This window comes from Mycolicibacterium gadium, assembly GCF_010728925.1.
Taxonomy (GTDB): Bacteria; Actinomycetota; Actinomycetes; order Mycobacteriales; family Mycobacteriaceae; genus Mycobacterium; species Mycobacterium gadium.
Window position 1 is genome coordinate 3,230,865 of record NZ_AP022608.1, and the last position, 12,706, is coordinate 3,243,570.

The window sequence follows — 12,706 nt, forward strand, 5'->3', positions numbered from 1 at the left end:
ACCCACAGCGACCCTGGCATGTTGCAGGTTCGCTAGGCCGGACTGAGAGTCGTTCGTTGAGCGATCCGGCCGCGGCTTTCATTCAGTGTTTGGCGGCGGCGCTGACTCTTGCTATCGCATCGCGCAGCGCCCTCAGTTCATTACCCTCAAGTGCCGCAAGCGCTTCGGGAGCCGGGTCGTCGACCGCATTGATGGTGGCCACCATCGACCAGCCGGCGTCGGTCAGTGATACCACTTTGTACCGCCGGTTGGTGGGAATAGTCTGACGCATGACTAGGCCGCGGTCCTCCAGATCGTTGACGGCCACCGTGGCCGCCGGGGGATCGATTGTCACGGCGTGCGCGACCTCTTTGACGGTCATCGAACCGCGGGACAGCCGGAGCAGGATCCGGATGCGACTGAAAGGTAGGCCCGTCTGGTCGACGGTCGCTCGCCTCCAACTGTCGCGGTTGTCGGTGACCAGTGCGGTCATCGCGCGCCAGACCTCGTCCGCTTCCGGATTACGCGACATCGGCAGCCTCCCGTCGCGGATCGGTTCCTGCGATCAGCGGCGCCAGATGCTCTGCTGAGCGCAGCGCGCGCTTCGACGTCGAGTAGACACCGAGCGTGAAGATCAGCACACCAACTCCAGCGAACACTAGCCATAGGGGCTGGGCGGAGACCGCGAAATCGACGTTGGTGTCGCCCAATGCCGCACCAGCGACCGGGCCACATATGGCCACACCGATGGCGACGCCCACCTGTCGGCTCGTGGATGTGATAGCCGCCGCCGCACCGGCGCGGTCGGTCGGCATACCGCTGACGGCCGCGGTTGTGACCGGTGCGTTCACCATCGAAGTACCGACGCCGAAAACCGCAAAGGCGACCAGCATTCGCCATTGCGGGGTAGCGTCGCTCATCTGCGCGAACATGAGAGTCGCGGCGACGATCAATGCGCCGGCGATCATCAGCGACGGTCTGGCACCAAATCGCCCCACCAGCCGGCCAGACAAGGGCGAGAAGATGAATGCGCCGACGGCCACGGGCAGAAACATCAGCCCGGTATTCACCGCTGAAAGCCCGCGCTCCCCTTGCAAATAGATTGACATCATGAACAGGAACGCGCCCCATGCAGCGAATGCGCACACCGCGATGGCCGTCGCCGAAGCAAACGGGATGCTGCGGAAGAATCGGAGCTCGACGAACGGGTCGAGGCGGCGTGACTCGTAGCGCAGGAATGTCGCGAAGGCCAGCGCTGCGAGGCAACAGCTAACGACGACGCGGGTGTCGGTCCAGCCCATCCCTGGCCCTTCGATGAGCACGAACACCAGTCCGAACAGGAAGGCCATGCCCAGGACCAAGCCGATCAGGTCGACGTCGCGCATGGTGACCGACTTGGATTCGGGAACGAAGATCGCGGTCAACAGCACCGCAAGCGCGCAGATCGGCACGTTGATCCAGAACACTGCTCGCCAGTCAACATACTCGAGAAGTATTCCGCCCATGATCGGACCCAAGGCCATCGAGATGCCTACGACGCCCCCCCATATGCCGATGACGCGCGCGCGCTCCACTCTGCCGGTGAACACCTGCGTGACGATCGACAACCCAGCAGGAGTGAGCATCGAACCGCCGATCGCCTGCAGGAAGCGGGCGCCGATCAGCGTTTCGACGTTGGGAGCCACGCTGCACAGTAGGGAGGCCGACGCAAAGATTGTCAACCCGATCTGCAACGTACGCCGCCGACCGAATCGGTCGGCCATGGCACCCGAGAGCAGCAATAGCGAGGCCACCATCAAGGTGTAGATGTCAATGACCCACTGCATTTGCGAAGGCGACGCCGAAAGGTCGGCGCGGATGCTCGGGATTGCAACGTTGGCGATGGTCACGTCGATCGACACAATGAGCACGCTCAGGCAGCAGGACGCCAGGACGAAGGCCTTGTGCCGGCGGCTCAGTCGTTCGACAACAGTTTCATTCACACAACTATTTTGAAACTACAACTGATGCTAGCGCAAGTCGGCGTGTACCAGTCGATTGCGTGCTGCCCGACCCGACGCCGGACATAGCCGCCGCCGCGGGCATCGGAGGGGTTCCGGGGGAAACAGCCGCGTGTCACATACCCGCAACGGCGCGATGCCGTGTCCCGAGTCGATTTTCTAATCGGTCGCTTATCGTCTGGGGCGCCGATGCACGGCCGACTGACGCCCTACGTCAAATAGCAGTTCTCCCACAGGATTTCGACTGCGAGAAAGGTCACCGTCCGCAGTCGACGCCTTCCAGCGCATCGACGCAGTTCAGTCCAAGGTGACGGTTACGGTTACTGCCTTGACTTGGGTGTAGGACAACAGTTCCTCCGTGGACTCTTCGGATCCAACACCTGACGATTTCCAACCGCCGAAGGGCAACCCCCAGTAATGGCGTGCACTGCCGTTTATCCAGACGTAGCCGGCATCAAGTCCCGCAGCCATGCGGTGGGCTTGGCTTACGTCGTTGGTCCACACCGCGGCGGTCAACCCGAACTCGACGCTGTTGGCAACTTCGACAGCCTCGGCTTCGTCACGGACGGTCAGCACCGAAAGAACGGGCCCGAAGATCTCGTCGCGGGCGACATCGGCTTGTGGTGCCACTCCAGCCAATACGGTCGGGGCGACATACCAGCCTTTGCTACCAACACCCTGCGCGCGTCCTCCACCGGTAAGTACGCTGGCGCCGCCCGCCCGTCCTGACTCGATGGCCCGCAACGACTTTGAGTATTGCGCTTGGTCGATGACGGGTCCCATGTCCGTGCCGTCAACGAGCGGGTCGCCTACCTTGATGGCAGCGACCTGATCGACGACCAGATCAATCACCTCGTCAGCGATCGCTTCGTGCAGCAGCAGTCTGCTTGTTGATCCGCATGATTGGCCCGCGGTGGTGGTGAAGTTCATCCCTACCACGGCGCTTTTGGCAGCCGCCTCGAGGTCGGCGTCGGGCATGACGATCATCGGGTTCTTGCCGCCGAGTTCCAGCGTGACGTATTTGACGCCGTGCTCGGCCGCCAAGCGCTGGATATGTCGGCCCGTGCCCGGGGAGCCGATGAAGCCGATTCGCCGGACTAGTGGATGGGCAACCAACGCGGCGCCGGCAGTTGCCCCGTGCCCGGTTACCACCCCGAATAGGCCTTCGGGCAGGACCTCCCTGGCGAGCTCGGCGAGCCGGATGGCCGACAACGGTGTTTGATCGGGAGCTTTGAGCACCACGGCGTTCCCCGCCATCAGCGGAGCGGCGATCTTGGATCCTGCAAATAGGACGGGATGATTGAAGGGGACGATTCGAGCGACTACGCCGTAGGGCTGCTGCAGCGTGTAGTGCAGGTTCGCCGAGAGCGGGATAGTCCGTCCGCCGAGGTCGAGCGCGTCGTCTGCCATCAGCTCGAGCACGTCGGCCGCCCACGTGACGTCGTCGCGCATCGCAGGCAGTGGAAAGCCGCCGTCAATTGCGTCGAGCAGCGCGAGCTCTTCAGAGTGATCGCGCATGAGTGTCGCCAAAGCCCGCAGCGCGGTGCCGCGCTGGCGAGGCGTCCGCAGCGCCCAATCGCGTTGAGCGGCATGTGCAGTCGCCACCACCCTGTCGACATCCTCACTGCTGCAGTCGGGCACCTGGGTCAGCACGTCGCCGGTACACGGATCCTCCACGTCGTAGACGCTTTGGCCCTGCAAAGTTGCGTCACCTAGCGGGAGCGTCCACGTTCTCATGACTGCACTCCGTGGGTCGTCTACCACTCATCGCCTCCTTGATAGTTGACACGTGCTTGTCAGCGGGCATCCTCTTGCTAGCAGATAATATCTCCGCAATACAGAAAGTTTAGCTCATCGAAAGCGTGCTCCCAAAGCTTCGTTGCCTGCCGGCTGGCCGCATCACCGCACGGATTCGAAGAATGCGCGGATGTCGTCGACGAAGAGCCTCGGTTGTTCCAGAGCGGCGAAGTGCCCGCCGCGCGGCATGGTCGTCCAATGGGTGATGTTGTAGATCGGTTCGCACCAACTTCGCGGTGCGCGCAGGACCTCCTTGGGGAAGGCAGCAATACCAGTGGGCAATTCCACACGAGTTGTCGCGTCCAGGGTCTTGAAGCTCTCCCAGTACAACCGGGCCGAGGAGGAGCCACTATTGGTAGCCCAGTACATCATGACGTTGTCGAGGAGCTCATCGCGGCTGAGCACGTTCTCGGGATGGCCGTCGCAGTCCATCCACGCTGCGAATTTCTCGACGATCCAGGCCATCTGGCCGACCGGCGAATCGGCCAGTCCGTAGCCGACGGTCTGAGGCCGGGTGGACTGCTGCTCGGAATAGCCTGTCTCCCAACGCTGATAAGTCGTCAGGGCGGCCAGGGCCAGCTGTTCTTCCTCGGTCGGATCGGTGATGCCGCCCGCTGGAGGGTAAGCGATCGGCATATTCAGATGGATGGCGGCGCAGTGGCCGCGGTTGCGGCCCATTTGTGTGGTGATCGCTGCGCCCCAGTCGCCGCCCTGGGCGCCGTAGCGCTGGTAGCCAAGGCGCAGCATGAGCGTCTCCCAGGCCTGCGCGATCTTCCCGACACCCCAGCCGGCGTTGGTGGGCTTGCCGGAGAAACCGTAGCCCGGAAGCGCCGGGCACACCACGTGGAAGGCGTCCTCGGCCCGTCCCCCGTGGGCAGTCGGGTTGGTCAGCGGCTCGATCACGTTGTGAAACTCCACGATCGAGCCGGGCCAGCCGTGGGTGATCACCAGCGGAAAAGCCTCTTGGTGCGGAGATCGCTGGTGGATGAAATGGATGTCCACGCCGTGGATTTCGACGACGAACTGATCGAATCGGTTGAGGGCGGCTTCACGGGACCGCCAGTCGTATCCGTCGGCCCAATAGGCGGCCAGTTCGCGGGTGTACCCGAGCGGGATGCCCTGGGTCCAGTCCGGTACACATTCGGCTTCCGGCCAACGGGTCCGCGAAAGACGCGTTCGTAGATCGTCGAGAACGTCATCGGCGACGTGGATGCTAAATGGTCTCACTGCGCGCACGGCACTCAAGGTCACTCCTCACACGCTGCTATCGGCGGACTTGGGGGCCACCAGCCGACCTTGAAGTTTGGATGGTGCTCATTTCGGCTCGAAACCCGATATCAACCAGTGGGATTCGACCTTGTCGAGGCTGACCTGGACTACGGAGTCGGTCTCTGTCGGCGCGTCTTTGCCCACAGTGGTGGTTTGGTCGACGAACACCATGACGATGGCACGGTTCTTGCTTACGGAGACGGAGGCGGCGGCTGACACCCTGGCGGTGGCTGAGATTCGTTGCTGCTGTGCCCCAGGAATGACGACATCCTCAGTCAACGATGTATATGAACCGCGAAATGGTCCCGTCAGTCGATCGCGCGCGGCCTTGAGTTTCTCGGCTGCCGTTTCGGGTGTGTAGGACAGCATCGCGACCGTCGCTTCGGTGGCGACCTGAACGGTTTCAACGCGGGCGCGATCCTCGTCACTGGCGGTTCCTTCTTGATACTTGAAGTAGGCCGCGCCCAGCGCCAGCAACAACGCGATTGAGGGCAAGAGCCAGAATCCGAGCATCCGCACGAAAGTGCCGCGACGGTCGGCTATCGAGGCCACATCGTCGCGGTCCAGGCATTCTGGCGCTACGGCGGCCTCGCATCCCGACGCGCTCTTCGATGTTTTCTCGGGTGATGGTGGTTGGGCGTCGGCTCCGGCGGAGTGGGCGGCGTCGCCGTCATCGGGCTCGACTTTCGCTGGTGAATTCCTCATACCACGAACTCCACGTCGGCGACCTTCGCATCGTTGCCGACTTTCTGCACCGTGACGCGCATTCGCCATGACCGGGGTTCCTGTTCTGGCCCATCGCCGACCGTGGTCTTCACGCTGACCGCGACCAGCACCTGGGCCGTGTCACGGGAATGCGATTCCAAGCCGGCCTCGGTAATGGTGCCCACCGATTTGGACTTCACCTTGTTGACCACGTCGATGAACGGCTGTGACCGCTGGGAGAACTCGTCGTAGAACGTGCCGGTAGCCGAGTCGAGAATGCGCTTTACATCGACGTCGGCGTGCTGCCAGTCGATCGTGGTCAGATTCAGTGCGCCTTGCCGTCCGACCTGCACGAATAGCTGACGTTGTTCGGCGGCCTGATGCGCTTGGTAGGTCTGGAAGCCGAGCCAACTGGTCAGAGCGGCCATCGTCACGGCCGCCAGCAACCCCATCACAAGCGCTAGTCGCTGCGGCGGCATCGGGGTTCGCGAGGGGGGCGCGGTGTCCCCATGTTGTTTTTCGTTGGCGACTTCGGGGTCCCCGCCGTCGGCGCCTTCGGCCGAACCGACATCGACGGTGTCATCAGGGGCCGTCCCACTCGCTGTGGGATCGTCGGCCGGGTCGTCGGCGGTGTGGATGGTCACCGTTCACCGTCCTTTGGCGGAAGCAGCATGTCCTGCCAGGTCTGATCCCCGGCAGCATTCCGGCCCAAATCCGCCTGCCTGTACTGTTTTCCATCCGGTCCGATGTAGCTGCCTGTGCTCGGGTCGTACTCGGCGACCGGAATCGGGGCGGTCGCCGGCACCGGGGTGGGCGGTGGCGTTCCTGGCGGCAGCTGCGGAACCGCCTGACCGGACAGCGTCGCATTCGGATCGCCTTTCCAGTTGGTGCCGTCGTTGAGTGGTACGTAGTTTTCGTCGCTTTCGCACATCTTCACCGTGGGCGCACGCTTTCCCGGCCGAGTCACACAGGGCAGGTTGCGCGCTCCGCGGACGTTCGTGAGGCCGGATTCCTGCGGTATCCGGCAGTAGAAGTCACCGGCGGGCTTCGGTGGGTAATCCACTTCAGACGGTACGCGTTGCTGTTGGGCGGGTAGGTATCCCGTTCTGCACGGCGGGGGCACATTGAGGTTCAGGTTGAAGGACAAGAACACACCTTTGTAGTCCTGTTTGGTGTTTCGGTTGGCCAGTGCGGCACCTTGGAGGCCGGCGATCTCAATCGGGTAGAGGGCGAGGATCTGCTCGAGATTAGGTTGATAGGTCAGGGCCACTTGCCCGAGGCTGACCATATTGGCCAGCAGGATGGGCAGAGTGGGCCGTACGCGGTCAAACAGCTGACGTACCTGGTCAGCGGCGGGGGGTCCGTTGACCAGTAGGCCTTTCACCGATTCGTCGTGCAGCTGCAACTGATTGGTGATTTGAGCGAGATTGGCTGCCCAGGTCTGGATGGAGTCGGAGGTTTCGGTCTGGGTATCAAGGACGGGCTTGGATTCGTCGATCAGGGTGGTCAGTGCAGGCAGGTTGTTGCGCGCATCGATCGCGAGCGTGGTGGCACCCCGGGTCAGCCGGGAAAGTTCAGGCCCCAGACCACCGAAAGCCGTGTAGGACTCGTCGATCACCGTTTTGAGGTTGTTGCGCGGGATCGCTTGGACACCGGTGTTGACACCCCGCAGCAGTGCGTTGATGTCGGCAGGGACCGAGGTGCGGTCGGCCGATATCACGTCGCCGTTCTCCAACGGCGCGCCGTCACCGCTTCGCGGGACGAGGTCGACGAACAATTCGCCTACCGCGGTCTGGCTGCCCACGTGAGCGTCGAGGTCGGCCGGGATCTTGATGTCTGACTGCAGCGACAGCACGGCGTCGACGCCCGTGTCACTGAGGCGGACATCTGAGACCCGGCCTACCGTCGCGCCGCGGTAGGTCACGTTGGCGTTGTCGTACAGGCTTGCTGAGTCCTGAAGCTTCATGGTGACCTGATAGCGGCCGACACCGAAGAGCAGGCTCGGCAGCCGAAGGTAGTAGAAGCCCATGGTTCCACCGGCCAACAGCGTCACCGCTCCGAACACGGCCAGCTGCACCCGAACTCGTTTACTCAGGTACATTACGGTCCTTGGTCCAACCGGTAGGGGACAATTAGCGGATTTCGCGCGGTGTAGGGGCTTGGCAGTTGCCCGATCGTGCGGCCCCACTGCAATTCGAGTTCGGTGAGGTTGCCTTCGAACCGGGTACCGGTGAATAGCGCCGCGTCGATGCGACTTAATGTCAAGTCGACGATGGTGGTGATATTGGCGTAATCACCCCGCCACCACTTGGTCAGGTTGTCTTTCACAAACGGAATCGTGGTGAACAGGTTCAGTGAACGGGTCAACGCGGGACCGGCGTTCGCCAGTGATTCCAGTACCGGTCCCAGGTCGTTCAAGATCTGGATCAATGACTCCTGCGACTGGTTGACTGTGTCGGCGGCCAGTGCGCCGAATTTGCCGAGCTGGTCGACCGCCTCCACGAGCTGGTCGCGTTCGGCGTTAATCACCGCCAGCGCGTCGGGAATCGTTTCTAGCGCCTTGTCGATGACCGGTTTTTGTGCGGCGAACTGGGCGGCCAGATTGTTGAGGCTCTCGGTGGCCGCGATGATGTCGTCGATTTGACCGTTGACGTTGGCGGTGAAGGTGTCCAGTTGTGTGAGCAGGCTGCGGAATTCGTTTTCGCGGCCTCCCAGCGCGGACGTGAGTGCTGTGGTGATGTCCTGTACCTGCCCCACTCCGCCGCCGTTGAGCAGGAGGGAGACCGACGCCAGGGTCTGTTCGGTGGACGGGTAGGCCCCAGCCGAGGACAACGGAATCAGCGAACCGGCCCGGAGTTTTCCCGCCGGGCGAACATCGGTGGGGGGCGCCAACTCGATGTGTAGCGAGCCCAGCAGGCTGGTTTGACCCAGCGACACGGTCGAGTTGGCGGGAAGGTCGACGCCACCATCGAGTGCGAGGGTAAGCAGCGCATGCCACCCTCGACGCTCGATCTTCGTGACCGTACCCACATTGACGTCACCCACTCGGACACGCGAGTTCGGCTGAAGGTTTTCGACATCGGGCATTTCGGCTTGGATCGTGTAAGAGCCCTGCCCGTGGCCTTGCGTCCCGGGCAGCCGAAAGGAGTTCAAGCCGCGAAAACCGCATCCCGGCAGCGCGGCGATGGTCAGCGCGATCACGAGCACCGCGGCGGCACGAAAGCAGCGCTTCCCCGTCATGAGCCGCCCCCGGGTGGAATCATCATGCCGGGCAGCCCGGCGGCCGGATCGGTGGGCTGACCCGACGGGCCAGAAACCGGCACCGGGGCTTCAGCAGGCAGCGCTGGCCCGGCAAGCGGTGGCGGCGCATTCGGGTCGGAGGCGGTTGCATCGGGTGGCGAAATCGGTTGCGGCGGAACGTAGTCCGGCCGCATCCAGTCCTCACTGTACGTCACTTCATTCGGCCGGGCGCTGGCCTGGACGAACGGGTTCACCCCGATCGGGGGGAAGTTATATTGGCGGTTCTTGATGATCGGCGCCAAGTACTGCACGCATAATTTCGCCGATTGTTCGCTGTTCAGTCGCGAGGCGGCCTGTACTGCGCCGCACAAAAAAGTAATTGGATCCGAAAAGTTGGCGACGTTGAGCACTCCGGTGAGTGTGCCCTGGGCGGGCTTGTAGAGGTTGGCGGCGTTTGACAACGTCGTCGGCGCGATATGCAGCAGCTGTTTGATGTCGTCGATGCTGCCCGTCAGTGCATCGGAGACCGACGTCAACTTGTCCGACGTGGCGCCGATCGTCTCGCGGTTTGCGGCGACGAAGGCCGTCAGGTCGCCCACCACGTCATTGAGGTTCTTCACAGCGTCCCCGACTTCGGTCGGGTTGTTGGTCAGGAGCCCGGTTACCGCCGCCAGGTTCTGATTCAGCTGACGTACCAGCACAGTGCTGTCCTGCAGCGCAGACACGAGTGTCGAAAGATTCTTGACGCTGCTAAAGATGTCCGGGCTGTGATCGGCTAGCGCGGACACCGACTGTGACAACTTGATGATGGCGTCGCGTATTGCCGGGCCTTGGCCACGCAAGTTGTCGGCGGCGGTGTTTACCAGGGCGCCCAGCGTGCTGACTCCGCCGGGCTCGGTTGGCTGCAGCAGTGTCGTCAACCGTTCGAGCTGTTGCCGGAACTCGTCGAACTCCACTGGAACAGCGGTGCGTTCTCTGGGGATGACGGCGTTGTCCTGCAGCATCGGGCCACCGGTGTAGCCGGGGGTCAATTGGATGGCGCGAGAGGTCACCAGCGTCGGCGACAGGATCACCGCTTTGGCCTCGGCGGGCACCGTGTATTTGGCGTCGAACCAGAACGCGATTTTGACTAGTGTGGGCTGCGGTTCGATGGCCTCGATCCCGCCTACGCGAACGCCCTTTATACGCACATCATCGCCGACGAACACTCCGTTGCTGTTGTCGAAGTAGGCGACGACGTGCACACGATCGACCTGGTGTGCCGCACGCGTCACCGCAATCGCGCCGCCCACAATGAGGCTGACCAAAACGATTGCCAATGCGAGTTTGGTCCGAGAGTTTGTCATGGTCTGCCTTGGGGGATCGAGGAGTCTGTTGGTCCGGGCGCGACTTCGTCGGGCGCCGGCACGAAGACCGGGCTTGGCGTCGGCGGCTGTGGGAACTGCTGATCGGGTGGCGGGGGTGCCGGCGGACCTGGCGGCGGGCCGCCTGGCGGCGGGGCCGGTACGGGTTCGCGGTACGGGTAGCGGGGATCGCCCGGGTTTCCAGTGATCGCATCCGGCAGAGTCAATTTGGGGTCGCCGCCCTGGCCGGTCCTCGGATATGGAATCGGTAGCGCCGGGGTGCCGGGCTGGCCCACCTGGGGGTCGGTGCGCTCGGAGGGCAGCAGCACGTTGGGATCCAGACCGAGATCGGAGAATGCCGCATCGACGAACGGTTGAATGAACTGTCCAGGCACTAGGTTGGCGAGGTAAGCGTTGAAGAAGGGACCGGCAGCGACGGTCTCGCCGAACTGCATTGCATAGGCCGCCAGTCCTTTGATGGACTCTTGGATCTGAACTTTCCGGTTGTCGAGGATCGCGAGAACCTCGTTGAGTTTGTCGAGTGCAGGTTTGAGCGTCGTCTTGTTTTCCGCAATGAACCCGGCGATCTGCCGACTGAGCTGAGTGATGTTCGTCGAGATCTCATCCAGCGCAGCGCTTTGCGAACGCAGCTGCGCCAGCAACGCATTGGTGTCGGAGATCAGACGCACTATGTCGGTAGTGCGTTCGCCCAGGACGGTGGTCGCCTTGGCGGCGTTCGCGAGCAGTTCGCGCAGCCGGGCATCGCGCTGGTTGAGAGTTTCCGAGAAACGTGCGACACCTGCGACGGCGAGGCGCAGGTCATCGGGGGTGTCTTGGAGCGTCTGGGACAGCACTGTTAACGACGTTGACAGCTGCTCGGTGTCGAGCCCGCTGATGGTAGTCGTAAGGTCTCCGAGGGCGTCCGGCAATTGATACGGTGAGGTCGTCCGCTCGACAGGGATGGCGCCGGAGAGTGTCCCCGCGCCGCGGGTGGTGAGATCAAGGACCTTATTGCCAAGCACACTGGTCGTCTTGATCGACGCCTCGCTGCGGTCCCCCAGCCGGATACCGTCGGCCACCGTGAACTTGACCAGTACCCACTGCCCGTCGAGCGTGATGCTCTCGACTTGGCCGGCGGGAGCGCCCGACACCCGCACCGGGGCTCCGGTGGTCAGTCCACCAGCCTCGTCGAAATATGCCGAATAGGTCTTGCCGGAGGAGACGAACGGCAGCTTGCTGTAGTTGAGCGCGCCGACTACGAGCACGGCGGTGGCCAATACACCGATGGTTCCCATGAGAACGAAGTTGCGCTCCGCGAACGGCTTCATTGGGGTGTGCACCTGCCGCTACTTTGTCCGACCAGCTTGATGTACACGGGTTGTCCGCCCTTTCCATTCACTTTCAGCAGCAGATCGCACAGGTAAAAGGCGAAGTAGTTGCCGTAGAGCCCTTGCCGCAGCAGTACTCGGTAGGCGTCGGGCAATGTATTGAGGAGGTTGTCGAAGTAGTCACGATCTGCGAGCACAGCGGTCGCGGTGCGATCGGTCTCGTGCACAGTTTTCTGCAGCGGTGGTCGGGCTTGTGCGAGAAGGTCGGCGATCGAGCGGGCAGCCTCGTTGGCGTAGGCCACTCCGTTGCTGATGTCCTGCTTGCGGGCTTGCAGCCCGTGTACGAGCTCCGACAGCGAGTCGATAGCCTTGCCGAATTGCTCGCTGTGCTCGCCCAGCGATCCCAGCACCGCGTTCAAGTTGACGATGGTCTGCCCGATCAGCTCGTCTCGGTCGGCCAGAGTGTTCGTCAGCGCTGCGGTCTGAGCCAGTATGGAACCGATTGTGGCGCCTTGACCCTGAAAAGCTGCGATGAGTTGGCTGGTGAGAGTGTTGACCTGTGTGGGGTCCAGGGCGCGGAACAGCGGCCGGAACCCACCGATCACCGCGTCCAGATCCAGTGCGGGCGCGGTGCGATTCAACGGAATTGTGTCGCCGGGCCGCAGTTTCTTGGTCCCGCCCGCGCCTTCCTCGATCGCCAGGTAGCGGTCTCCGATCAGGTTGTCGTATTTGATGACAGCGCGGCTGCCGTCGGTGAGTACCACCGAGTCGTCGGCCCCGAACTCGACCTGGACCGTGGAGTCATCGCGGACTGTGATTGTTTGGACCTTGCCGACCTCCACACCGGCGATGCGGACGAAATCCTCGCTCTCCAGTCCGCTGACGTTGGTGAAGACAGCGGTATAGGTCTGTTCGCGCTCGAAGCGCAGCTGCGCGAAGACGGCAAAGAGGGCAAATGCACCCAGAGCGCACACGAGCACGAAGATGCCGAGGCGCCACAAGACAGCCGACACTCTATTGGTCACGGCTATGCTCCCCTCCGACA

11 protein-coding genes are annotated in these 12,706 nt (G+C 62.8%); all 11 read right to left on the reverse strand.

Going from position 1 to position 12,706, the window contains the following annotated elements; all coding sequences use genetic code 11:
- Nucleotides 1-82: 82 nt before the first annotated feature.
- The 11 genes from G6N36_RS15860 to G6N36_RS15910 all read right to left on the reverse strand — a co-directional run bounded on the left by G6N36_RS15860 (nt 83) and on the right by G6N36_RS15910 (nt 12,686).
- Nucleotides 83-511: a MarR family winged helix-turn-helix transcriptional regulator gene (locus tag G6N36_RS15860; RefSeq protein ID WP_013470368.1), complete on the reverse strand. Its 429-nt coding sequence runs from the start codon at nt 509-511 to the stop codon at nt 83-85.
- Complete coding sequence (locus G6N36_RS15865; protein WP_163687401.1) at nt 501-1,961, reverse strand: MFS transporter; 1,461 nt, start codon at nt 1,959-1,961, stop codon at nt 501-503. Before G6N36_RS15865 ends, G6N36_RS15860 begins: the two co-directional genes overlap by 11 nt.
- A gap of 315 nt (nt 1,962-2,276) precedes the next feature.
- Nucleotides 2,277-3,716: an aldehyde dehydrogenase family protein gene (locus tag G6N36_RS15870; protein WP_163687404.1), complete on the reverse strand. Its 1,440-nt coding sequence runs from the start codon at nt 3,714-3,716 to the stop codon at nt 2,277-2,279.
- 162 nt (nt 3,717-3,878) lie between these two features.
- Nucleotides 3,879-5,003, reverse strand: a complete 1,125-nt coding sequence (locus G6N36_RS15875) for an epoxide hydrolase family protein (RefSeq protein ID WP_036349499.1) — start codon at nt 5,001-5,003, stop codon at nt 3,879-3,881.
- 87 nt (nt 5,004-5,090) lie between these two features.
- Nucleotides 5,091-5,750, reverse strand: a complete 660-nt coding sequence (locus G6N36_RS15880) for a hypothetical protein (protein WP_099042074.1) — start codon at nt 5,748-5,750, stop codon at nt 5,091-5,093.
- Nucleotides 5,747-6,394, reverse strand: coding sequence for an Rv1363c family protein (locus tag G6N36_RS15885; protein ID WP_163687408.1), 648 nt, complete (start codon nt 6,392-6,394; stop codon nt 5,747-5,749). Before G6N36_RS15885 ends, G6N36_RS15880 begins: the two co-directional genes overlap by 4 nt.
- A complete protein-coding gene (locus G6N36_RS15890; RefSeq protein ID WP_083129062.1) occupies nt 6,391-7,851 on the reverse strand; it encodes an MCE family protein in 1,461 nt (486 codons plus the stop codon). Before G6N36_RS15890 ends, G6N36_RS15885 begins: the two co-directional genes overlap by 4 nt.
- Nucleotides 7,851-8,990 carry an MCE family protein gene (locus G6N36_RS15895; RefSeq protein ID WP_083129061.1) on the reverse strand — a complete coding sequence of 380 codons (1,140 nt, stop codon included), beginning with the start codon at nt 8,988-8,990 and terminating at the stop codon, nt 7,851-7,853. The genes G6N36_RS15890 and G6N36_RS15895 overlap by 1 nt, the downstream gene beginning before the upstream one ends.
- Entirely contained in the window at nt 8,987-10,336 is a 1,350-nt protein-coding gene (locus G6N36_RS15900; protein WP_083129060.1) for an MCE family protein, read from the reverse strand. The genes G6N36_RS15895 and G6N36_RS15900 overlap by 4 nt, the downstream gene beginning before the upstream one ends.
- Nucleotides 10,333-11,661 carry an MCE family protein gene (locus tag G6N36_RS15905; protein WP_083129059.1) on the reverse strand — a complete coding sequence of 443 codons (1,329 nt, stop codon included), beginning with the start codon at nt 11,659-11,661 and terminating at the stop codon, nt 10,333-10,335. The genes G6N36_RS15900 and G6N36_RS15905 overlap by 4 nt, the downstream gene beginning before the upstream one ends.
- Nucleotides 11,658-12,686 (reverse strand): MCE family protein, encoded by a 1,029-nt coding sequence (locus G6N36_RS15910; protein WP_083129058.1) that lies wholly within the window; start codon nt 12,684-12,686, stop codon nt 11,658-11,660. The genes G6N36_RS15905 and G6N36_RS15910 overlap by 4 nt, the downstream gene beginning before the upstream one ends.
- Nucleotides 12,687-12,706: the final 20 nt, after the last annotated feature.